Origin of the sequence: Mycobacteroides sp. CBMA 271 (assembly GCF_009729205.1) — a bacterium.
Classification (GTDB): Bacteria; Actinomycetota; Actinomycetes; order Mycobacteriales; family Mycobacteriaceae; genus Mycobacterium.
In genome coordinates this window covers 318437-340699 of record NZ_VTHB01000005.1, presented here as the reverse complement: position 1 = coordinate 340699, position 22263 = coordinate 318437, and the positions used below count along the sequence as shown (strand labels likewise).

18 protein-coding genes are annotated in these 22263 nt (G+C 64.7%); 7 read left to right on the top strand and 11 right to left on the bottom strand.

All coding sequences use genetic code 11. From position 1 onward, the window contains the following. Positions 1-2 precede the first annotated feature (2 nt). On the bottom strand, positions 3-548 hold the full coding sequence (locus tag FZI91_RS15395; protein WP_155939837.1) for a hypothetical protein: 546 nt from the start codon (positions 546-548) through the stop codon (positions 3-5). A gap of 39 nt (positions 549-587) precedes the next feature. Between FZI91_RS15395 and FZI91_RS15390 the strand changes: the two genes are divergently transcribed. After that, entirely contained in the window at positions 588-2015 is a 1428-nt protein-coding gene (locus FZI91_RS15390) for an alpha/beta hydrolase family protein (protein ID WP_162526047.1), read from the top strand. Positions 2016-2040: 25 nt separating this feature from the next. On the opposite strand, the gene FZI91_RS15385 is transcribed toward FZI91_RS15390, so the two are convergent. From FZI91_RS15385 to FZI91_RS15360, 6 genes are all read right to left on the bottom strand, one after another. Continuing rightward, on the bottom strand, positions 2041-2928 hold the full coding sequence (locus tag FZI91_RS15385; protein WP_155939835.1) for an undecaprenyl-diphosphate phosphatase: 888 nt from the start codon (positions 2926-2928) through the stop codon (positions 2041-2043). A gap of 105 nt (positions 2929-3033) precedes the next feature. Next, the gene (locus FZI91_RS15380) at positions 3034-3510 is read right to left on the bottom strand and encodes an SRPBCC domain-containing protein (protein ID WP_162526048.1); all 477 of its coding nucleotides are present in this window, start codon (positions 3508-3510) and stop codon (positions 3034-3036) included. 63 nt (positions 3511-3573) lie between these two features. Continuing rightward, positions 3574-3909 carry a helix-turn-helix transcriptional regulator gene (locus FZI91_RS15375; protein ID WP_155939833.1) on the bottom strand — a complete coding sequence of 112 codons (336 nt, stop codon included), beginning with the start codon at positions 3907-3909 and terminating at the stop codon, positions 3574-3576. Beyond that, entirely contained in the window at positions 3906-4367 is a 462-nt protein-coding gene (locus FZI91_RS15370) for a VOC family protein (protein WP_155939831.1), read from the bottom strand. The genes FZI91_RS15375 and FZI91_RS15370 overlap by 4 nt, the downstream gene beginning before the upstream one ends. 57 nt (positions 4368-4424) lie before the next feature. Further along, on the bottom strand, positions 4425-5297 hold the full coding sequence (locus FZI91_RS15365) for an LLM class flavin-dependent oxidoreductase (protein WP_155939830.1): 873 nt from the start codon (positions 5295-5297) through the stop codon (positions 4425-4427). 93 nt (positions 5298-5390) lie between these two features. Further along, on the bottom strand, positions 5391-5798 hold the full coding sequence (locus FZI91_RS15360) for a DUF4345 domain-containing protein (RefSeq protein WP_155939829.1): 408 nt from the start codon (positions 5796-5798) through the stop codon (positions 5391-5393). A 100-nt stretch (positions 5799-5898) separates the two neighbouring features. Between FZI91_RS15360 and FZI91_RS15355 the strand changes: the two genes are divergently transcribed. Together FZI91_RS15355 and FZI91_RS15350 are read left to right on the top strand one after the other, a co-directional pair. Continuing rightward, positions 5899-6492 (top strand): TetR/AcrR family transcriptional regulator, encoded by a 594-nt coding sequence (locus tag FZI91_RS15355; protein ID WP_155939828.1) that lies wholly within the window; start codon positions 5899-5901, stop codon positions 6490-6492. 55 nt (positions 6493-6547) lie between these two features. Beyond that, a complete protein-coding gene (locus FZI91_RS15350; RefSeq protein WP_155939827.1) occupies positions 6548-7534 on the top strand; it encodes a pirin family protein in 987 nt (328 codons plus the stop codon). Positions 7535-7545: 11 nt separating this feature from the next. On the opposite strand, the gene FZI91_RS15345 is transcribed toward FZI91_RS15350, so the two are convergent. Continuing rightward, a complete protein-coding gene (locus FZI91_RS15345; protein WP_155939826.1) occupies positions 7546-8499 on the bottom strand; it encodes a GlxA family transcriptional regulator in 954 nt (317 codons plus the stop codon). A gap of 29 nt (positions 8500-8528) precedes the next feature. Here FZI91_RS15345 and FZI91_RS15340 point away from each other — a divergent pair, with 29 nt between their 5' ends. Further along, a complete protein-coding gene (locus FZI91_RS15340; RefSeq protein WP_155939825.1) occupies positions 8529-9332 on the top strand; it encodes an HD domain-containing protein in 804 nt (267 codons plus the stop codon). Positions 9333-9342: 10 nt separating this feature from the next. On the opposite strand, the gene FZI91_RS15335 is transcribed toward FZI91_RS15340, so the two are convergent. Then, positions 9343-10608 carry a competence/damage-inducible protein A gene (locus tag FZI91_RS15335; protein ID WP_155939824.1) on the bottom strand — a complete coding sequence of 422 codons (1266 nt, stop codon included), beginning with the start codon at positions 10606-10608 and terminating at the stop codon, positions 9343-9345. 330 nt (positions 10609-10938) lie between these two features. On the opposite strand from FZI91_RS15335, the gene FZI91_RS15330 reads away from it, so the two are divergent. After that, positions 10939-11304 (top strand): hypothetical protein, encoded by a 366-nt coding sequence (locus FZI91_RS15330; protein ID WP_155939823.1) that lies wholly within the window; start codon positions 10939-10941, stop codon positions 11302-11304. A gap of 21 nt (positions 11305-11325) precedes the next feature. Here the strand turns inward: FZI91_RS15330 and FZI91_RS15325 are convergent, their stop codons facing one another. Both FZI91_RS15325 and FZI91_RS15320 read right to left on the bottom strand, forming a co-directional pair. After that, a complete protein-coding gene (locus FZI91_RS15325) occupies positions 11326-12051 on the bottom strand; it encodes an alpha/beta fold hydrolase (RefSeq protein WP_239001759.1) in 726 nt (241 codons plus the stop codon). Between the two features lie 72 nt (positions 12052-12123). Then, entirely contained in the window at positions 12124-18567 is a 6444-nt protein-coding gene (locus FZI91_RS15320) for a type I polyketide synthase (protein WP_162526049.1), read from the bottom strand. A 256-nt stretch (positions 18568-18823) separates the two neighbouring features. On the opposite strand from FZI91_RS15320, the gene FZI91_RS15315 reads away from it, so the two are divergent. After that, positions 18824-19222: an MmpS family transport accessory protein gene (locus tag FZI91_RS15315; RefSeq protein WP_162526089.1), complete on the top strand. Its 399-nt coding sequence runs from the start codon at positions 18824-18826 to the stop codon at positions 19220-19222. Then, a complete protein-coding gene (locus FZI91_RS15310) occupies positions 19219-22215 on the top strand; it encodes an RND family transporter (protein ID WP_162526050.1) in 2997 nt (998 codons plus the stop codon). The genes FZI91_RS15315 and FZI91_RS15310 overlap by 4 nt, the downstream gene beginning before the upstream one ends. Positions 22216-22263 lie beyond the last annotated feature (48 nt).

The window sequence follows — 22263 nt, the reverse complement described above, 5'->3', positions numbered from 1 at the left end:
GGCTAAGGCAGCAGCGGCACCCGCCAGAGCGACGTGCCCGGACCGATGACCCACAGCCGGGTCATCGTCAACCGAGTAATCAATAGCGCTCCACGGATCATCACCGCAGCCAGCGGCAACTCGGCCAGCACGGCGGCCAGAATCGCCCACCGCAGCTCTGCTGGCCCTGCGGTCATCACGTCGAACCAGGCATCGCAGATGAGCAGCACACCGGTGGTGAACGCTGTCAGCACCAGCAGCTGGCGGCGCAGCAGACCCAGTACCGCGGTGGCCGCCATGAAGGTCACCAGCAGGATGTCGAACCCGACCCATGTCGCCGTCCACCGCTGCGCCACATAGTTTTCCGGCAGCATGAACGCCAGATAGGTGATCCACGGGATCAGCGCGACCGATCCCCCGATCATCAAGCTCAGCCGCAGCACGCGAAACCTGGCCAGATTCGGCGGTGCGACCTCGCTGAGCGGGCGTTCCAGCCGTTGGATCAGGTCCTTGCGTTCGGATGCGGACAGGGCCGCGATCGTCTCGTCGGACAGATAGTTCTGGGTCATGTCCAGCTTCCTCCCAGGAATCCTCATCACAATGTCACCGTGCCACCAACCACGCCAACACCCGTCCCGGCGCCGACACCGATCCCACAATTGCCTGCCAACGACTTTCATCAATACAGTCACGGTGTCTCGGCACTCGGCGGCTGGTTCCCCGTCACCGTCCAGGCGCTCGCGATCGTTGTCCTGCTGGCGGTCATCGGATGGCGGACACGACGGTGGCGTCTGCTGGGGGTGCCCGTCAGTGTCGTCGTCGGCGCACTCGGCGCTCTCGCGGCGTGGATGTACATGAGCTCCGAGGGGCTGGCGTCGGATCCGGCGCCGTTCGCTCTATGGGTGTGGATCGGCGTTTTCGTGGCTGCTGTGGCCGTTGCCGTCATTGGCTTTCGCGGCGCACGGTGGTGGCGGCGTGGCGTATCTGTACTCGCCATCGCACTCACCCTGCTGGCGGCTCTGGTGTCGCTGAACCGCTGGGTGGGTTACTACCCCACCGTGCAAGCAGCGTGGGGCGCGGTGACCGCAGGCCCCCTCCCCAATGAGACCGATATGAGCGAGCTTGCGGGACTGCGCAACTCGCATCCGGCGGCCGGCAGGCTCGTCCAGGTGGAGACTCCCAGCGATGCGAGTGGCTTCACACACCGCGGCGAGTACGTCTATCTGCCACCGGCGTGGTTCACCGGGGACACTCCGCCGCGGTTACCCGTGGTCATGATGATCGCCGGTGAGTTCAACACCCCGGCCGACTGGGTTCGCACAGGTAATGCCACCCAGATGATCGATGACTACGCCAAGACGCATGAGGGTCAGGCGCCGATTTTCGTGTTCGTCGACGTTGCGGGCAGCTTCAACAACGACACCGAATGCGTCAACGGGCCGCGCGGCAACGCTGCCGATCACCTCACCGAAGACGTTCGCCCCTATGTGGTTTCACAATTCGGAGCCTCGGCCGACCCTGCCAACTGGGGCGTTGTCGGCTGGTCGATGGGCGGGACGTGCGCCATCGACCTGACCGTCATGCACCCCGACCTGTTCTCCACCTTCGTTGACATCGCCGGCGACCACGGTCCCACCGCCGGAACCAAGCAGCAGACGATCGAGCGGCTCTATGGCGGCGACGCCTCCCGGTGGGATGCCTTCGACCCCCGCACCGTCATGGCCAAGCACGGCCCGTATGCCGGAGTGGCGGGATGGTTCGAGGACGCGATACCGCCCGCCGGAAGCACGAAGCCCGGTGGCGCGAAACGGCCTACCGCCAACACCCCCACCGGGATGGGCGGGCACGATGAGGTGACCGATGACGATCGGGAAGGCGCCGCCGCGGACCTGTGCGCCGCGGCCCAACAGGTCCAGATCTCCTGCTCGATTCATCAGATGATTAGCGGTCACACCTGGCAATTCGCCAGCCGAACCTTCTCGGATGCGCTGCCGTGGTTGGCGGCGCAGATACGCACGCCAGGATCCGTCGGCTGACTCGGCGCTACAGAATGATCCGTCTTTAGAGGAAATGCACCATCGATACCGCGCCCGCTAGCAGGCAATACACGGCGAACGGGGTCAGTGTGCGCGTGTGGAAGTACTTGGTGAGGAAGCGGACGGTCAGGTACGCCGCCACCGCCGCCACCAATGAACCAACTAACACCTGGCCGAGAATGCCTTCACCCTGCGGCCCGGCCAAGGTGGGAAGTTTGAGCACACCGGCAGCCAGGATCACCGGAGTGGCGAGCAGGAACGCGAACTTGGCGGCGTCTTCGTGGTCGAGCCCGCGAAACAGTCCGCCGACCATCGCAACACCCGAGCGACTGATGCCGGCGAGCAGCGCCAGGCTCTGTGCAAGGCCAATGCTGCCCGCATCCACGTAACTCAGATCAGAGATCTGCTTCGGGCTTTCGGCGCTGTGCGCGCTGGCGGTCTGCGCTATCTGCCGCCTGCGTAGCACCTCTGCTCCGGCGAGTATTAGTCCGTTGATGAAGAGAAAGGCTCCGGCAGCGCCGGGTTTTGCGAACAATGCACGCAGCGAGTGCTCGAGTAGGAGCCCGAGTAACCCCACCGGAATGGTCGCGGTCACGATTAACCAGCCGAGTCGCTGGGTTGAGGTCTCGATCTTCCGGGTGCGCAGCGATGTCACCAGGCCCCCGATGATGTTCACCCAATCACGCCAATAGAACACCAGAAGTGCCAGCGCGGTTGCCACGTGCAGTCCGACGACGAACGCCAGATATGGGGTGCCTGTGTCCGAATCTCCTTGCGTCACCAAGTTTTGCCACGAGCCACCGATCCATGCCGGCACCAGCACCGAGTGGCCGAGGCTCGACACGGGAAACAACTCGGTGATGCCCTGAAGTGCTCCGATGACGATGGCCTGGGTGTAAGTCAACGCGGACAATGGGCCCTCCTTACGGGTGGGATGGCGGGAATGGATCGGGAATTCGGCCCACACCCTGCCACAGGAACCTGGGAGAGCGCCGGTCTGGGTGATGCGCGTCGTTCCTCACGCCAGATGATTGCGCAGCGCATCGAGCAGGTCCTGCCACCACTCGCCATGCCGCCGCAGGAACAGCCCGTCGGGAAAGGTGTGGCGCGCAACGTGATCCTGTGGGACCGTCTCCCAGCCGAGATGTTCGACCGTCACCCGCGTCTCGGCGTTGTCGTGGCTCACCGGTTCGAACCGGACCTCAACGGCGGTCATCTGGTCGTCGGTGAAGCTCTCCTGACGCCAGGTGAGACCGAGGCGGTTGCCGGGCTCCCACGTTGTGACCCTGCCGATTTCGAAATCCGAGCCGTCCGGATACGACTCGACGAAGCGACCGCCAAGCTTGGGTTCGATGGTGAGCGTCCCGCGTCGGTGCCGGGTGAATCGGAAGAGGGTGTTGGGCCGCCACCACATCCCGATATCGCTGACGAATACGTCGAACGCCCGCTGCGGGGTGGCACGCACCCGCAGCGACACCAGGATCCGCGAAGTCACGAACGGTTCCTTCTCTCTTCGCGCAAGCGGCTCATCGGACCTGTTGCTCTTCGCGCAAGCGGCTCATCGGACCTGTTGCTCGACGTGTTCCTTGAACGCCAACAGCTGTATGGCCCAGAGCTTCTCGATCTCATCGAGCCATGCCTTGAGTTCTGCCATGGGAGCCGGCCGTAGCGTGTAGATCCGCACCCGGGCATCGAACTCTGGGTGAGATTCCTCGACCAGCTCGGTGGACTTGAGGGTGCGCAGATGCCTGCTGAGGGCCGCGGGGCTCAGCCCGACGACCTGCGCGATCTCCCCAGCACGGCACGGGCGGTCCCGCAGCAGCTCGACGATTCTGCGCCGGTTGGGATCTGCCAGTGCGGACAGCGTGCGATCTATGCTCGAGGGCTGGGTCAAACCCAGCCCTCGATGCTCAGGCCGCTGGCCTTCTCGGCTTCCTCTCGCGAGACGGTCTTCACCGTCTGGCCAAAGGTCCAGACATGTCCTTCGGGGTCCCGGGCCCGGTAGACACGATCGCCGTAGAACTGGTCGGCGGGCCGCATCAGGATCGTGGCGCCTGCCGCTTCGGCTTGTTCGCAATGCAAGTCGATATCGCTGTCCGCGGCGTTCAGATGGACGTGGACGGTCTGCGTACACCTACCGCCCACCGATTTTGGGCTGCCTACGCTGGCATCCCACTCCGACCCCACCATGAGATAGCTATCCCCGAAACGCATTTCGGAGTGTTCGATCTTGCCATCGGTGCCGGTGATGACCATGGACCGTTCGAAACCGAAGGCCTTTTCCAGCCAATCGAGAGCCGCCGACGGATCCTGGTAAACGACCGCCGAGGCGAAACTTGGACGTGTGCTCATGGTTGATATTTAACGCTTGCGTTGAATATCTGTCAACGGTTGCTCACGGAGCGAAACTTAGGGGTTGACCTTGGCGATGACGCGTTCGGCGAAGCTCTCCAGGTTCTTGATCTTGGTGTCCAGCGGCTCGGTGTCCGGACCGACGATGTAGGGAATACGGAAGCCGACGATGACGTCCGTTATGCCCTTGTCCTCCAAGCGCTTCACGCCGTCAACGGTGAACCCGTCGATCGAGATGACATGAACCTCGAACGGCTTGTCCGCCGTCCCCTCTTCCTCGCGGAACCGGTTGAGCTTGGCCAGCAGCTCGTCCAGGTCCTCGGTGCCACCGCCGTGCATCCAGCCGTCGCACCGCGCGGCGCGACGTAGCGCGGCATCGGCATGTCCGCCGATGAGGATCGGGATCGGCTCGGTGGGGGCCGGGCACATCTTGGTCTTGGGGATGTCGTAGAACTCGCCGTGGAACTCGAAGTAGTCGCCCGTGGTGAGCCCTTGGATGATCGCGATGCACTCATCCATGCGCTTACCGCGCTTGGCGAACGGCACATTCATGAGTTCGTAGTCCTCGGGCCAGGGGCTCGTGCCCACGCCCAGTCCGAGGCGGTTGCCGGTCAACGCCGCGATAGACGCGGCCTGCTTGGCGACCAGGGCCGGCGGACGGATCGGCAGCTTCAACACGAAGATGTTGAAGCGCAGCGTCGAGGTCACCGCACCGAGCGCCGCGGTGAGCGTCAGCGCCTCGATAAACGGTTTATCTTCGAGGAATTCGCGGTTCCCGTCGGGCGTGTATGGATACTTTGCATCCGACTCGTAGGGATAGGCCAGGCTATCGGCGATGGTCATGCCGTGGTACCCGGCCGCCTCGGCCGCCTGAGCCAGCGGGATGTAGTACGACGGATCGGTCATCGCCTCGGCGAAGGTGAACCGCATGCAATCCTCCTAGAGAGCCCTAAGACAGCTCCGGTGCTGTCGCTAGTACGCACTCTAGCGGTTCGCGAAATCTGAACTCGCGTATTGGTTTTGCTATCGCGGTGCAGCCCCGGATCGAGCCGATTTCACCTTCTCGTCGGCGCCGGCGATGACGAAAAATAGTGTGGGAATAACGATTTCGACGGCGAGCATGACGAGCCAGAACGGGTGTGGTTTCCCCAGGTCGATCAGGGAGGCCACTCGGCCGAGCCCGCCCACCAGCAGGCCGGCTGCCAGGAATCGGATGGCTAGCGCGGAGATGGGCGTCTGGCGTGCCACCCAGATCCAGGCCAGACCGTAGACCGCGAACAGTCCGGAGAAGAACCGTTCCTGGCTGTCCGTGCTTGCGGTGACCTCTCCCCCGCCGATCACCGTTACGGGCCCGCCGATGAGGTGATAAAGCCCGATGGCCAGGCAGATCGCGCCGGTCAGCACCGCCAGGTACTTGAGCACTTTGTCCATCTCCGCAGCCCTTCCGTGGATCTGCACACTTGATAGATCGTTCTAGTGGGACCGTACAATGCGTGGCAGCCGGAGACAAGGCTTCTGGAAAGGACAGGCCATGCCCGCCGATACCCGCGACCGCATAGTCGCCGCCACCTGTGAGCTGTTTCGCCGACAAGGAATGACCGGTACCGGGCTCAAGCAGATCGCGCAGAGCGCGGGGGCGCCGTTCGGGTCGATCTACCACTTCTTCCCCGGCGGCAAGGTGCAGCTGGCCGACGAGGCCATCCGAACCGCCGGCGCGATGTACCGGGACCTGGTGCTGACGATCTTCGAGGATGCCGGTGCCGCCGATCTGCCGGTCATCATTCGGACCGCCTTCGACGCCGCGGCCGACAACCTGGTCGCTACCGATTACGCCGACGCCTGCCCGATCGCGACGATCGCCCTGGAGGTGGCGAGCACCGACGAGACACTGCGGGTGGCCACCGCCGAGGTCTTCGCGGACTGGATCGACCAGGGCGCCAAGCGCATTGCCGGATCGGGTCTGCCGCGCGAGACCTGCCGGAGTCTCATCCTGGGTTTCATTGCCGCGCTGGAGGGTGCGTTTGTGCTGAGCAGGGCGCTGCGCAGCATCGAGCCGCTACGGGCCGCCGGCGCCACGGTATCGGCGGCGGCGGCAACCGCCCTCGCTACGCATCGTATGGAATAAAGCGGACTACGGTCCGGTTATGCTGGTATCGGAACAACCATCAGGAGGTTCTCACATGCCAGCCATTACTCCGGCCGCTCTAGGTCTGGACATCTTGACGCTGCCGCGCATACCGGCGCCCGAGCCCGCCGACGCCGAGCGTCCGGTGCGGTCGATCACCACCGGCCCCCGCGGATACGAGGGCGAAGGATTCCCCGTCGTGCGCGCCTTCGGAGGCGTGTCGTCGGCCGAGTTGGACCCATTCATCCACATGGACCAAATGGGTGAGGTCGAGTACGAACCGGGTGAACCACGCGGGACCGATTGGCACCCCCACCGCGGCTTCGAGACCGTCACCTACATGATCGACGGGAGGTTCGCGCACCAAGACTCCCATGGCGGCGGCGGGCTTATCCACGACGGTGCCACCCAATGGATGACGGCAGGGTCCGGAATTTTGCATATCGAAACTCCCCCAGCGGAATTGGTCGAGAGCGGCGGAATCTTCCACGGCATTCAGCTGTGGGTTAACCTGCCGGCCCGCGACAAGTTCCTCACCCCTGCCTACCAGGCCATCGAGGGGCCGGAGACCACGCTGGTCAGTTCCCCCGACGGCGGCGCACTGGTACGGATCATCGCCGGTGACATCGGCGCGCACCACGGTCCGGGCAGCACCCATACGCCGATCACCTTGGCGCACGCCACTATCGAACCGGGAGCGCAGTTGAACGCGCCGTGGAACCGGGATTTCAATGCACTCGTCTACGTGCTGTCCGGACGTGGCACGGTCGGTGCGCTGGGGCATCCGATCGAGCAGGGGCAGCTTGCGGTACTGGGCCCCGGCGACCGAATCACGGTGCAGGCCGACGCCGGCCAGGACGGAAATCGCCCGGCGCTGGAGGTGCTGCTACTTGGCGGCCGGCCGATCCGTGAACGCGTAATGGCCTACGGGCCCTTCGTGATGAACACCAAGGCCGAGCTGATCCAGGCCCTGCAGGACTACCAGGCGGGCCGCTTCGGCGTCATTCCGCCCGACGCGCTGATGCCACACGTCGCGCGCTGACCGTGAACCGCCTACCGCCGGAATGCCCGGCGGTAGGCGCTCGGCGTTGTTGCCGTCACCTTCCGCAGATGCGTTCGCATGGCGGTAACGCTGCCGAATCCACACTGCGCGGCAATGGATTCCATGGTCATATCGGTGTTCTCCAACAGTTCGCGGGCGCGAGTAGCGCGCTGCACGTCCAACCACCGTTTAGGCGTGGTGCCCACCTCGTCGCCAAAACGCCGGTTGAAGGTGCGCAGGCTCAGATGCGCGTGCCGCGCCAACGTCGACACATCGTCGATCTCGGCGAGACGTTCGGTGGCCCAGCTCAGCGTCGGGCCCAGACCGCTGGCATCGTGAGAAGTCGCGCTGGGCGGGATGAACTGAGCCTGGCCGCCATCGCGGTGCGGTGCCATGACATTCCAGCGAGCCAAATTTGACGCCGCGGTCGCGCCCAGCTCGCGTCGCACCACATGTAGGCACAGGTCCATACCCGCGGACAGGCCCGCGGACGTGAGGATGTCACCGTCATCCACATACAGCGCATCGGGTTGCAAGTCGACCCGCGGATAGAGCCTGCGCATGTCGTCGCAGTACTCCCAATGTGTCGTGGCCCGACGCCCATCCAGCAGGCCCGCTGCGGCGAGAACGAACGCACCCAGGCAGATGCTGAACACCACTGCTCCGCGCTGGTGTGCGCTCACGAGAGCCTCCAGCACGTCGTCCGGCGGCGGATAGTCGTGCGGGGCCCGCGCCGGAACGACGACGATATCGGCGGTCTGGAGCGCATCAATGCCGTGCTCCACCTGGAGAGTGAAACCGTCTGGGGTCCAGACGGTTCCGGGTCGGTGCCCGCACGTCAGCAGGTCAAAACCATCGGGCTGTCCGGCACGCCCCGGCCCTCGCCGGAACATCTGCACGGCACATGCCAGGTCATAGGTGATGACGCCGTCGAGCGCCAGTGCGGCAACCGTCTTGGTACCCATGCCCCACTATGGCATGAATCCGAGTATCTATGGCATTCATGCCACTGGCCGATGTTCACGTACCCGCATGTACTGATGGGGTGGCGACGACAGAACTGGACTGGCAGTGGGCGACTCGGACCGGCGGAGAGGTCTCGGCATCCCAGCGGCGGGCGCTATTGGGACGGCTATTTCGTGCGCTACCCGGGATGGTTACCGACGCGGTCAAGACCCGGATCGGTCGCCGCGGTCAGGGGCGGGTGACCTTCGGAACGATCGCGGTGCCCGATTCGGCGCTCGCCCTTGCCGCTGAGCAGGAGGCGCGTGACGCGGTGACCCCGCACGTGCTCGAACACTGCTATCGCACATACTTTTTCGGAAAGGCGCTCGCCGCGATGGACGGTGTGCAGGTCGACGACGAGTTGGTGTACGTCGCGAGCCTGCTGCACGATCTGCAGCTTGAGCACCCGACGCCGGGGCGGTGCTTCGCCGTCGTAGGCGGTGAGCGTGCCGCGCGGTTCGTCAGGGACCAAGGGGCCTCGGAAGAACGTGCAGAGGCCGTCGGCGCGGCCGTCGCGGCGCACATCACCCTCGGTGCCAGCGAAAACCTTTCGGACCCGGGAGGTTTCGTATCGGCCGGCGCGGGAACCGATGTGTTTGGGCTCCGGCTCTCCGACCTCGACGCCGCCTGGGTGGACGAGCTACTGCGGCGGCACCCCCGATTGGAATTCAAGCAGCACATGCTCAAGGCCTGGGCGGCGGAGGGTGCCGCGGTTCCGAACGGGCGCGCGGCATGGCTGACCCGCTATGCGGCATTTCCGATGCTCGTCAAGGCCGCTCCCTTTTCGGAGTAGTCCGCGCCGGCTACCCCTGCAGCAGTCGGCGCAGCAGATGCAGGGCCACGGTGGTCGCGCGCTCACGAATTTGGTTGCGATTTCCCGGGATCACGACCCGAAGCTCGGCCTTCTCCCCCGCTGCGGTCTTGGCGCAGAAACACACCGTGCCTACCGGCTTCTCCGGGGTGCCGCCACCAGGCCCGGCCACACCCGTCGTCGACACCGCGACATTGGCGCCCAGCGCCTTCAGGGCACCGTCCGCCATGGCCTCGGCGACCTGGGGCGATACCGCGCCGTGGGTGGCAAGAAGCTCCGGATCTACCTGCAACTGGCCGACTTTGACATCATTGGCATAGCTGATGATGCCGCCCAGGAAGTATCCCGAGGAGCCCGGTACGTCGGCGATCCGTGCGCCCAGCAGTCCGGCAGTACATGATTCCGCCACCGCCAGGCGCTTGTCGGCGAGGAGCCGCGCCACCTGCTCGTCGACCGTCGAACCGTCGGACGAGAATAGCGACGGCCCGTGGCGCTGCGCAATGAACCCGTAGAGGCTGTCCCATAAAGGCTGGGCCGATGGTTCGAATCGGGTGACTACCTCCACCTCGCTGCGCCGCAGGCACGTGGTGATCTCGAGTGCGGCAAGGTCTCCCAGCGCTGTCTCGGCGAGGCGCAGGGTCTCGGCGATATCGGGCTCGGTGATGCCGTACAACCGCAGGGTCCTCTGCTCGATGGCCACGGCATCCTCGCCGATGAGTGCACGGAAGCGCTCAGCGTCGACCGCCGCCGGCCACATCCGCTGCAGCTCATGAGGAGGCCCCGGGAGTACCACGACGACCACTCCGGCGGCGCTCAGCACGGCTCCCGGCGCGGTACCCACCGGGTCGAGTACCTCCCCTGCTGCCGGCACAAGCGCCTGTTTGGCGATGCCGATACGCAACGCCTCCCAATCGACGTTTTCCCATCGGTTGGCCATCGGCCGTAGCCGATCCATGATGGATTCCTCCAGGGATTCATCGAAAACCATTGTGGTACCGGCAAATTCGGCGACGGTCGGCAGGGTCATATCGTCCGCGGTGGGGCCCAAGCCGCCTGATGTGACGATGACGTCGACACCTTGGCCGGCGAGAAACTTCAGCTGGGCCGTCAGATCCTCCTCGCGGTCTCCGCACACGCAGATATGCGCTACGTCCACTCCCACTTCTCGTAGCCGCTCGGAAAGCCACGGGCCGTTGGCATCGGCGACCCGCCCCGTGAGGACCTCCGTGCCAGTGACGATGATTCCCGCTCGCAGCATGCCAGCAGCCTAGGCGGGTCGGTCCCGCGTCACGGCTGAGGCATCGACGAGGCCACGGTGATCGAGTGCGGCAGGTGAACGGACCGCGCCATTGGATGAGCACCCGGGACTGGTACGTCCGTCCATTTCTGCCCCGGTCCTCAATTCGAGAAGAATGGTCACGACGGTATGCCAAAAGTGGTAAGGCCGCGCAACAAGAAAATGCCGGTGCGAGAACGTCGACCTTTTCAAGAAGTCGACACCGTCAAGATCGTGCAATTACCACAATTAGAAAGGAGACGGCGCTAATCTTGCGGAATCACAGCGGCATCCAACGTCGGAGGTTGTGCGATGAACAAGGTCATCAAGGTCGGGCAGTTCGTATTAGCAGCTGGCTTCATCGCCGCCCCGATCGCTCTTCTGAGCGCGGGCCCGGCGTCGGCGCAGCCGACACCCGCCCCGGCGGATGTGTGCTTTAACGGACCGTATCCCTCACCCCCGCCCCCGTGGGGGCCGGGAAACATGGAAGGGTGTGTCAACCCCGACAGCTGGTTCGAGAACTGGGGCTGGCGGTACGGCGGTCGCGACTGGCGGGGTGAAGGCGGGCGACTGCCGGCCGCACCCCCCAACTGGAAGTATGTGGGCCCGGGTTGCGAATACAACAGCAACCCGAATTGGCAGTACACCGGCCCGGACTGTCAGCGCGAAACTCCGTAGTCAGGCCTGAGCTCTCAGCGGCTATGTGAACGAGCCGCTGAGAGCGAGTTCCGCCTCATGGGTCAAAATGGTCGCCAAGGCCTGCGGATTCGACCAATAGAAATAGTGCCCGCCCGTCACCAGGATGCTCGTGAAATCCCCCGTGGTGTACGGCTCCCATCGGCGTGGCGGCGCGAACTTCGGGAGCACCTCGTCGTCCTTGGCGCTCACCTCGGTGATCGGCGTGGTGATCCGGCGACGCGAGATCGATTGCAGGCCCAGACTGAAATCGGTCACCGCATTGCGTCGCGCCTGTTCTAGCAGCGATTCATCCGAAATTTTCTTCGGCGGCCAGTGGCCGCGCTGCTCATCGGCCTTGAGCCTCCAGAGCGCGTGTTCCTGGGGGTTATGGCCTCGGGTCTTGGCGTACAAAGCGTCCATTCGCCACAGCGACGGGTGCCCGCTCACCACCGGGACGAATCGGCCCACCGCGAAGTCGCGCGACTCCAACGCCTGACACACCGCGTAACCGAACAGTCCGCCGAAACTCTTCCCAGCAAGGACCGGTCGACGGCAACCGAGTCCGATGACCGCCGACGCGGATTCTGCCGCAAGCGCGCGCAGATTCTCCGGTGACGGCTCCTGGGATCGGGTGCTGCGTCCCGGCATCCGCCACACCCCGAAGTTCACCCCGGCCAGGAAAGGGACGAGGTGTTGCTCGCCGGCGTGGTTCGCCCCCGCGCCGGGGAAAAAAAGCACGGTGGGCAAGGACTGTTGATAGGGCCTGGGCCACCACCAGCACTCAAGCGGGGCGGCAGATGGAGTAACGGTCACGATCAGCTAGTTCCCATCGAACTCGGACTCGCCGACCCCTTGGGCGATGAGCAGTGCGACTCGCGCACCGACCGCCTCAAGGGTCAGGTCGGGCGTGAACTGGAACGCCGTGATCTGGATGTTCAACTGCTTCCCGGCACGAGCCGCGAACTCCACCGCCATGAGGGAGTCGATTCCCAGGTCGGCTATCGGCCCGGTGGGGTCGATGCTGTCCACATCGACCTTGAGCACATTGGCGAGCTCCTTAGCCAACTCCTTGGTGACCATCGGGCCGCGCTCCTCCTCCGGCAACGCCAGCACCGCCGCACGGAAGGCGGCCTGCTCATTGGACACGGCGGCGGCTTCCGCGGAGAGATGCGCGAAACGTGTGCTCTTGCCCGTCGAGGGCAGCGGAGTGCGCAACATCCCCCAGTCGACATTCGCGATGGCGACGTGGGGAAGCGGGAAACGGGAGCACTCGTGCATGAACGCCGCCCCGTGATCCATGTTGACCCGACGCAGCCCCACCGAGTCGAGGAACGTCAGAATGGCCTCCGATGTCTCGGCCATGCCGCCGCCGCTCATTGGGCCCCAGCTCACCGACAGGGCGGAAAGCCCAGCCGCGTGCCGTGCCGCAGCGAGTCCGTCCAACACGCTGTTGGCCGCCGCGTACGTCAGCTGAGGCACGATGCCGACGAGGCTGCTGATTGACGAATACAGCACGAAGTGATCGAGCTGGGAGTTGCACTCACGCGTGGCCTTGTCCAGGTTCAGCGCACCGCCGACCTTGGGCCCGAATACCTTGTGCAAGGACTGTGGCGTGATGTCCCCGATCACATCGTCATGGGCGACCGCGGCGGCATGGAATACGCCGCGCAGCGGGTGTCCCGAGGCCTCCACCTTTCCGATCAAATCCACGACCTGGTCGTAGTCGCTGATATCGATCTGCTCTTCCCACACGTCGACGTCCACGGCGCGCAGCGCGTCGATCTGCGCCCGTGCGACATCCGTTGCTGCTCCGCTGCGGCCGGCGAGGACCAGATGGGTAGCCCCGGCCTTGACCAACGAGCGCGCGGTGGCCAACCCGAACGCACCGAATCCGCCGCTGATGAGATAGGAGTGGCCAGGACGCACCGGAGCCGGATCGGTCTTGCGAGGCAGCAGCTGGGGGGTCTGATTTCGGAAATCGAGCACGATCCGGCCCATGTGCTCCGCGCGGAACACCGCCTCGAACGCACCAACCAGCTCGCCGATCGGGAACCTCGTGTACGGGAGCGGGGTGAGCTTGCCCGACATGAGCATCTCGGTGCACTCGCGCCGCAGCTCGCGAAACACCTCCGGCCGCAGTCGCAGCATGCGGTCCATATCGATCGAGTGAAAGGTCAAGTTGCCGCTGAACGGCTTGAGCTCCATCGCCCCGCCGAAGTACATGTCCGCCTTCCCGATCTCGATGATCCGGCAGAACTCGCCGGCCACCGCGAAGTTCTGGGCGATGACCTCGCCCGGCAGCGAGTTGTAGATGACGTCTACTCCGCGCCCTTCGGTGATCCGCAGGATGTCGTCGACGAAGCCGACCGACCGTGAGTCAAACGCTGCTGTCGCGCCGAGTTCAAGCGCCGCACGCCGGCGCTCCTCGCTCCCGGCGGTCGCGTACACAACTGCGCCCATATTGGCCGCGACCTGCACGGCTGCCATGCCCATGCCGCCCGCCGCGCCATGCACGAGGACCGTTTCTCCCGGCTGGAGATCTGCAAGCTTGTAGAACGCATACCCCGCGGTGAAGAACGGGACACCCGAGCCCACCGCAAGCGGATCGAAGTCCTCTCGTTGAAGATGCTCTTGGGCTATCGGCTCCCATGCTGCGCCGCCGTCCAGGTCGAACGTCAAGTAGCGACGTAGGAGACCTCGCTCGGCGACCGCGATGCTTTCGCCCACCCGAAGCTCGTCGACCTGTGCACCGACGCGTGTGACGACACCGAAACCTTCCATGCCGGGGTCCAGCTTGAAATATGTCTCGCCGAGCTCGCGATCGGTCAAGATGCCGAGGACCTTCAACGGGTCCTTGTAGTTGAGCCCGACGGTCTCGATGCGGACCTCCACTTGCCGGGGTCCGGGTTCGATGCGCTCGCATGCTCGGAGGGTGAGGTCCTTGAGCGACCGCGTGCTCGGGATCTGCACCTCATAGGCCACCTCAGGGTCGGCGGGCTCGAACGGCTCCTCCCACGGCGCGACCAGCTCAGATAGCGACCGGCGCATCCGCTGCGTTTGTCGTTGTCCTGCACGTACGGCGACTTCTTCGGCCCTCGTCATCGCGCTGATTTCTGCGGCCACCTCCTGCGCCGTTGCCGAATCAGTGAGATCCACCAGGGACCATTTGGCGGGGTGCTGCTCGTTCGCCAACACGCGCCGCGCTCCCACGAGTGCGGCCTGGTCCAGGTTCAGGCACGGTTCTTGGTCGCCCGGCGCGATGAAGGCGCCCCGGCTTACGAGGACTACCTGCACGTCCGGATTCACGACGCCGCGCTCGGTCTCCGCCTCCATCACCGCCGTCAGGGCTTGGGCGACCGTGACGACGTGGCAAACGTTGGCCTCCGAGGCGTTCCCGGAGCCAACCGCCACGACGACGCGCAAGAAGTTATCCCTGTCCAGCGCTGCCGCGAAGACCGCGGCAAGTTCGGCTCGTTGTGCGGCGTCGCTCAGGCGCGTGATGGAAGCATCGCTGCTCGCCGCGCGTCGGGCTCCGTCGACGACGGCGGCGCTAACCTCCCCGATCTCCACGAGTGCGTTCACCGGGTGGGCCGCGGCGGGAGATACGACAGGTCGGCTGTGTTCTCCGTCGACCTCCTCGTCGAAGGGTTCCCAACGCGGCTCGTAGAAATAGTGGTCCAATTCGGACAGCGGGTCCGCGGCCGTCCCGACAGGACGCAACGTCACCCCGGTCATGGCCAAGGCGACATCGCCATCGCGGGACGCGAGATAGGCATTCGCGCGCAGCGGCTGCGCGCTGATGATCTCGACGATCGCGATCGGGTCGTCGGGCACCTCGTGATAGAGCCGCACGCGGTCTACCGACGCCGGCACATGGGCCACCGGGGGAACATCGAGCTCCGGACGCGCCGCCAAGAGGACCGCGATGCACTGCAGTGCCGCATCGGCAAGAGCGGGATGGACGGTGTGCCGTAACTCGGGCGCCAGAGCCGTACCGTCGTAGGCCATGCGGCTCGGCGGGCTCGTCAGCTCCGCGACGCAGCCGGCGGAGCTGATACGCACACTCCGGATTCGCTGGAAAGCCGGACCGTATGGAAGCCCGACCGCGGCCAATCCCTTGTAAACGTCGTCACTCTCGAAGACCCTGTCGCGCGCGGAGAGCGTCGGGACGTCGATCCGCAAAGACCCGGGGTTCGCCTCGACCAGTCGGCCGTTGGCGTGCGCCGTCCACAGCTGGGTGTGCGCGGAGCGGCCATGGATGGTGAATCGCTTGGTCGTCTCGTCCACGGCGAGACGGGTGATTGGTGCGTCGTGTTCGGCGACGACCAACGGCACCGCAAAGACCACCGAGTCCAGTCCGGCGTGGCCGCGGCCAGTGCGTTGGCGCACCGCCGACATCGCCGCATCGAGATATGCGGCACCTGGCAACACCACCGAACCGAGGACCGTGTGGTCGGTAAGCCACGGCAGGTTGGCCGCGGCCAAGGTGACCTCCCATTGGGGTGTCACCCCGTCTGCTCGGTCGCCGAGGAGGGCGAAGCGATCGGCGTCGCCGTAGCGTGCGCGCAGCGTCAGGGGGTCTTCCTCCCACAGCTCGTCTTGCGACCACGGGTACTTCGGCAGGTTCAGGTGCGGGATCGGGCCGGTCTCATAGACGTCAGCCTCGCCGGGGGCGTCGATGGCGCCGACCGCGTACAAGTCGGTGATGGCTTGGAGCACTGACTGCTCGTCATCCTGATCGCGGTGCAGGGTCTGGATCGCAGCGCCGGAGACGCTGTGCCGCACGAAGCTCTCGCGGATGTTTCCGATGAGCACCGGGTGCGGTCCGAGTTCGAGGAACACCCGGTACCGGTCGGCGATGAGTGTGTCCACGGCCTTCGCGAAAAGGACGCTTTCGCGCACGTTGTTCACCCAATAAGCCGGGTCCGCGAACGCCTCGCCGTCGATCTTCTGGCCAGTGACCGTCGAGTACAGCGGTACATCTGACGGATGCGGTACGAGCCCCCTAAGTGCGGTCGCGAGCTCATCGAGAATGGGGTCCATCAGTTGGCTGTGATACGGGACCTCCACGTGCAGCATCCGGGCGAAGACCCCGTTTTCCGCAAGCTCATCGTGCAATGTCTGCAGTGCCTTCGAGTCCCCCGACAGCGTTGTTGCCGAGGTGCTGTTGACCGCCGCGACACACACCGCGCCGCCAAAACGTGCGGCTCGGCGTTGGGCCTCCTCGGCGTCGAGACCGACCGCGAGCATGCCGCCGGAGCCCGCAGTTTTCGCCTGCAGGCGGGAGCGATGGAAGGAGACGGCGGCGGCGTCCCGCAGGGACAATGCGCCGCTCACATAGGCCGCGGCGACCTCACCAACGCTGTGCCCCACCACTGCCGTGGGTCGGATCCCGAACTGTTGGAGGTGCTTAGCCAGTGCGGACTGGACGAGGAAGTTTGCCGGCTGGGCGATCTCGGTGCGGGTGACGCGAGAGTCTCCTCCCGATCGCAGGAGCTCCGCGATTACCGACCAGCCCGAAACCTCCTGGAAAACCGCGTCGATCTCGGCGGCCGCGTCAGAGAAGACACGGGAGACGCCGTCGGTTTGCAACAAACCGCGTGCCATTCCCCACCACTGCGGGCCCATGCCGCTGAAGACGAACACGGGATCGGAGATCCCTTCGACCAGGGCACGAGCCGGAGCAGCTTCGTCGCTCTTGGCGTAGGAATTCAGTTGGGTGAGAAGGTCATCCGCGTCGCGGTAAATGAAGCCCTTGCGGAGGTAATGCTGTGCCCTGCGACCGGTGACTGCGGTCTTCAGGCGTTGCACCGTCTCATCGGAGACTGTGTCCCCCGTGCCGCTTTCGGAGCGCAGCAGCTCGGCATAACGGCCGGCGACCTCGTGGAGCGCGACGCCACTGCGTGCGGAGACCGGGAAGATCCGGATGCTGTCGCGAACTGGAACGGCGGGAGCTCCAACAGCTAGGGGCCGCGGCGGCTCCTCAACGATGACGTGCGCGTTGGTCCCGCCGTACCCGAAGCTGTTGACCGCCGCATACGCCGGGGTGCCCACGTCGGGATACTTTTCGATCTCGGTTGGGATCCGGAGCCTCAGCTCGTCGAACGGGATCTCGGGGTTGAGCTTGTCGAGGACGACCTGCGGAAGGATGGTCCGACGCTGCACGGTGAGCGCGGCCTTAATCAGCCCGGCGACACCCGCTGCGGCCTCCGTGTGCCCGAAGTTGTTCTTCACCGATCCGATCACCAGCGGTTCGATGCGGCCGGCCGCCTGGCCATAGGAGCGACCTAATGCTTCGGCCTCCAACGGATCTCCGACGCTCGTGCCCGTGCCGTGCGCCTCAACGTATCCGATGAGGGCCGGATCGACGCCCGCCTCTTTGAGTACCCGCTCCGCGAGTCGCTGCTGGGATACCGGATTCGGGACGGGCAACGCCAGTGTTCTGCCGTCCTGGTTCACGCCGCTGCCCCGGATCACCGCATATATGCGGTCGCCGTCGCGCTGCGCCTGCTCAAGGTTCTTCAACACCACGATGCCGACGCCCTCGCCGCGGCCGTAGCCGTCGGCGGCAGCATCAAACGACTTACTGCGGCCGTCGGCAGCGAGGAACCTGCCTTTACACATGGTGATGAACGTTTCCGGCTGGAACATGATGTTCACCCCGCCGGCGAGTGCCACATCGCATTCGTCGTTCGCGACCGCCCGCACCGCGAGGTGCGTCGTAACGAGGGAGGACGAACACGCCGTGTCCACGGTCATGCTCGGCCCCCACAAGTCGAGCGCATGAGCGATGCGGTTAGACAGCAAGGTCTGGGACGCGCTGAAGGCGGCGAAGTTGTTGATCTTCTCCAGGTTGCGGGCCAGCGCCCGGCTAACCATGTTGTCGTTCATGAAGCCGCCGATGAACGTCCCCACGTTCCCGCCCAGGGCTTGTCCGGCGATGCCCGCGTCGTCGAGCGCCTCCCAGGTGGTTTCGAGAAGAAGTCGCTGCTGCGGGTCCAGCACGGCGGCCTCGCGGTGTGAGATCCCGAAGAAGTCCGCGTCAAACCGGCGGAACGACTGGGTGAGGAAGCTGCCCCGCCGCGTGTACATCCGGCCCGGGGTGTCGGGATCCGGATCGTAATATTTGTCCGCGTCCCAACGGTCCTTCGGAATATCGGCTACGGCGTCGCCTTTGCGAGACACGAATTCCCAGAAACTGTCCGCGTCCTCGATGCCGCCAGGGAACTTGCACCCGATGCCAATAATGGCCACTGCGACCACTGCGGTGTCCTCTCGTCACGACCAACGGATCACCATTATGGGCTCGTCCGGGAATTGCCGACGGGCTTATCTGGGAATTATCGAGGGGCCATGTGTGGGCATGCCCGTAACCCAAAAATGATGCGTCTTCTAAGCATTTCGACCTCGCGAATTTGGCACCGAATTTGCACAATGAAGACACCAGTCACATGCAAGACTGACGGGGCCGTTTCATAGATACGACCCGTGAAGGAAGCCCCTCATGAGAAGCGCGTGGGTGTATCTGGTTGTACTGGCGGTCCTGGCCGTCGCCGCGGCGTTCATTCTCAAACTGCGTTCGAGTGAAATCCCGGATGAGGCAATGGGGACCGTGAGCCGCCTTCCGATGCTGGGCAGCCTCACCGAGCGGACAATCGCATACGAGGCCATTGGGTCCCCCGGGACTCCCGCGACAGTGTCCTATCTTGACGACAGCGGCCACAATCAGAACGTCGAAACGGTCCTGCCCTGGGAGCAGGCGCTGCGCACCGTGGAGCCATCCCTTGTGACCAGCATGGTCGTGCAATCCAACTCCTCGGGAGTTGGCTGCAGGATCACCGTCAACGGGAAGGTCCGCGATGAACAAGTGGCGACCGCCACCGGCGGCATTGCGAGCTGCAAGGTGCAGGTCGCGTGACCAGGGACGAGGCTGACGCCGACACCGGACCGATACAAGCTGCTGGTGAAAGCGCCGGGTTTGTCTCGCGCTCAAGGGGATTCGGCCGCCGAGTGCGCAACGAATTCTCCGTGCCGTTCCGTCGGGAGACATATACCGCCGGTGGTGAGCAGCGCAGACCGCTATATGCCCGACTCTTGTACGGACTCTCCATACCCATCGTTGTGCTGTGGGTGCTGCTCGCCTGCGGGCTCAATGCTGCAGGCCCCCAACTAGAGAAAGTGATCGAAGGGCATGCCTTGTCCTTCCTGCCCGACGAAGCGTCGTCGGTGCAGGCGCTCTCCAATATGGGCAAGTACTTCGGCAACGGCGGCACGAACAACTTCGTGGCCGTGCTGGCCGAGGGAGACAAGCCGTTCGGCCCGGAGATGCACCGCTACTACGCGGAACTGATGGAGAAGTTCAAGGCGGACAAGAAGCACGTCATCACGACGATCGACCTATGGTCCGATCCCTCATTCGCGCCGGCATTCGAAAGTCAGGATCGGAAGGCCTCCTTCAGTTACCTCAACCTGGGCGGCAACATGGGCACCGCGCTGGCCATGGAGTCCACCCAGGCCGTGCGCGACATCGTCAAGGAGTACCCGCCCCCTGCGGGCGTCAAGATCTATGTGACCGGTCCGTCGGCCGTCGTCAACGACGAACTGCTCGCGATCAACCGGTCGATCCTGCCGATCATCATCGCGTGCGCTATCTGCATCACCGTCATCATGTCGTTGACCTACCGCTCACTGTTTACGGCCGCGATGCCACTGCTCGTGGTGGCGGTCGCGTTGGTCACGGCCCGGCCGATCGTCGCCCTGCTCGGCCAGCAGGGGATCATCGGCATCTCCATTTTCGCGTCGAGCCTGCTGGCCGGAATTGTCCTCGGCGCGGGGACGGACTACGGCATCTTCCTGCTCGGCAGGTATCAGGAAGCAAGACGGGCGGGCCAGGATCCGACCACCGCGTACTACACGGCATTAGCGAGCGTGCAACGCATCATCTTCGCCTCCGGGCTGACCGTGGCGGGCGCGACCGCGTGCATGACTCTCACCAGGCTCGCCGCGTTCTCCACCTCCGGTCTGCCTTGCACCATCGGCATCCTCACCGCTCTCGCTGCGGCGTTGACCCTCGGTCCCGCACTGCTGGCGATCGGATGCCGGCTCGGCCTTTACGAACCGCGCGGCGACCGTGCCGTTCGGCGCTGGAGGCGTATCGCCACCCACGTCGTCCGTTGGCCCGGACCGGTACTCGCGGGCAGCATGGCCGTGCTCGCACTCGCGATTCTGGTCCTGCCGTCGTATGTCATCAGCTACAACGAACGCGCGGCCCAACCGGACAACACGGAGGCGAACCTGGGTCTGGTGGCCGCGGATCGGCACCTGCCGCCCAACCTCCTGAACCCGAACCTGCTGTTCATCGAGGCCGATCACGATATGCGCAATTCCGCGGACTTGATCGCACTCGCCAAGCTGACGAGCGCCGTGTACTCCGTGGAGGGAGTCCAAGCGGTACAAGGCATTACGCGCCCGCTCATCTCGCCGCTGCCCCAAGGAACCCTGACCTATCAAGGCGGATATGTCGGCGAACGGATGGCCCAGATAGCCGAGATGGTCAGCACTCAGCTCAACGGCATCGCCAAGATCACCGGTGAGATCGATCAGCTCTCGGTGGGTGTCAAAGAGGTCCTCAACGATCTCCAGGTCGTCCAGCGCGCCGCCGAGCTGCCCGGCGGTGGCGTGCAGGCCACCCGAAAACGCCTCGTCGAACTGTTGAAAATGGCGAAGGCGATCCATAGCCAGATGAAGCCGGTCGCCGCGAGCGGAATCGATGCGGCAGGCCAGCTCGTCGATATGGTCCCCGACTGCAGGGAGGTGCTGCCCTGCAACGCGGCGCTCACCGGACTCACCGTTCTCGATGGACTGAACCAGGCGGGCGAGCGCAAGTTCGAGGACATGGTGGACGCCTCGCAGGTCGCCACGCAGTCGTTGCCGAGATTGGTTAATCAGGTCCGGATGCTTGACGGTTTCCTCAACGACGCCCAGCAGACGCTCACTCCGATCCGCGGCATGGCCGACTCGCTGCTGGTGCAGATGAACGAGGTGACGGCGTTCCTGCGAGAGATCGCCGACACCTACATGAAGGGAGACCCTGGCGGGTACTTCTTCCTTCCGAGCCAGGCATTCGAATCGCCCCTGTTCCAATCGGCTCTGTCCGTCTTCTTCTCCCCCGACGGCAAGATCACCCGAATGCTCGTCATGGGCGATGTGAACTCCTTCAGCCGAGAGAGCATGGATTACAGCGCCAAGATCGTCCCTGCGGCGAAATCGGCACTCAAGGGCACCTCGCTCGGCGGGAGCACGGTGAGTATCGGCGGCGCCGGGGGCACGTTGCTCAACATCGCGGCCTTCGCCAAGGAGGACTTCATCACCAGTGCCGTAGCGGCTTTCGCGTTCGTGTTCTGCGTCGTGCTGCTGCTGTTGCGCAGCTTCGTTGCGGCAGTCGCCGTTGTCGGGACCGTGGGATTGTCATTTCTTTCCGCGTGGGGACTTAGCGCTGCCATCTGGCAGTACGGCATCGGTCTGCCCTTGCACTGGGCGGTCGTACCGTGCTCCTTCATCTTCCTTGTCGCGGTCGGCGCCGACTATAACCTGCTGCTGGTCGCCCGGTTCAAGGAAGAGCTCCGCGCCGGAATCAAAACGGGGATCATCCGTGCCATGGTGGGGACCGGCAGCGTGGTCACGACCGCGGGCCTGATCTTCGGTTTCACAATGTTTGCGTTGATCGCCGGGTACTCCAGCACCCTCGCGCAGATCGGTACCACCGTCGGCGTCGGACTTTTACTCGACACGCTCATTGTCCGTTCGCTCGTCATCCCGTCCATCGCGACCCTCCTCGGGCGGTGGTTCTGGTGGCCCATGCGGGTGCCCTGCCGTGCACTGCGGGAGACGGACCCGGCAGTGCGCGCGTGATTCGATCCTTCCGATCGCGGATCAAATTGCAATGCAACAGCTTTCGCC

What these genes read in the sequence shown, in the direction of transcription:
- FZI91_RS15330 (WP_155939823.1), top strand. Translation starts at nt 10,939, where the DNA reads ATGAACAAGGTCATCAAGGTCGGGCAGTTCGTATTAGCAGCTGGCTTC.
- FZI91_RS15370 (WP_155939831.1), bottom strand. Translation starts at nt 4,367, where the DNA reads ATGAGCACACGTCCAAGTTTCGCCTCGGCGGTCGTTTACCAGGATCCG.
- FZI91_RS15345 (WP_155939826.1), bottom strand. Translation starts at nt 8,499, where the DNA reads ATGGGTACCAAGACGGTTGCCGCACTGGCGCTCGACGGCGTCATCACC.
- FZI91_RS15355 (WP_155939828.1), top strand. Translation starts at nt 5,899, where the DNA reads ATGCCCGCCGATACCCGCGACCGCATAGTCGCCGCCACCTGTGAGCTG.
- FZI91_RS15365 (WP_155939830.1), bottom strand. Translation starts at nt 5,297, where the DNA reads ATGCGGTTCACCTTCGCCGAGGCGATGACCGATCCGTCGTACTACATC.
- FZI91_RS15395 (WP_155939837.1), bottom strand. Translation starts at nt 548, where the DNA reads ATGACCCAGAACTATCTGTCCGACGAGACGATCGCGGCCCTGTCCGCA.
- FZI91_RS15335 (WP_155939824.1), bottom strand. Translation starts at nt 10,608, where the DNA reads ATGCTGCGAGCGGGAATCATCGTCACTGGCACGGAGGTCCTCACGGGG.
- FZI91_RS15350 (WP_155939827.1), top strand. Translation starts at nt 6,548, where the DNA reads ATGCCAGCCATTACTCCGGCCGCTCTAGGTCTGGACATCTTGACGCTG.
- FZI91_RS15340 (WP_155939825.1), top strand. Translation starts at nt 8,529, where the DNA reads ATGGCATTCATGCCACTGGCCGATGTTCACGTACCCGCATGTACTGAT.
- FZI91_RS15360 (WP_155939829.1), bottom strand. Translation starts at nt 5,798, where the DNA reads ATGGACAAAGTGCTCAAGTACCTGGCGGTGCTGACCGGCGCGATCTGC.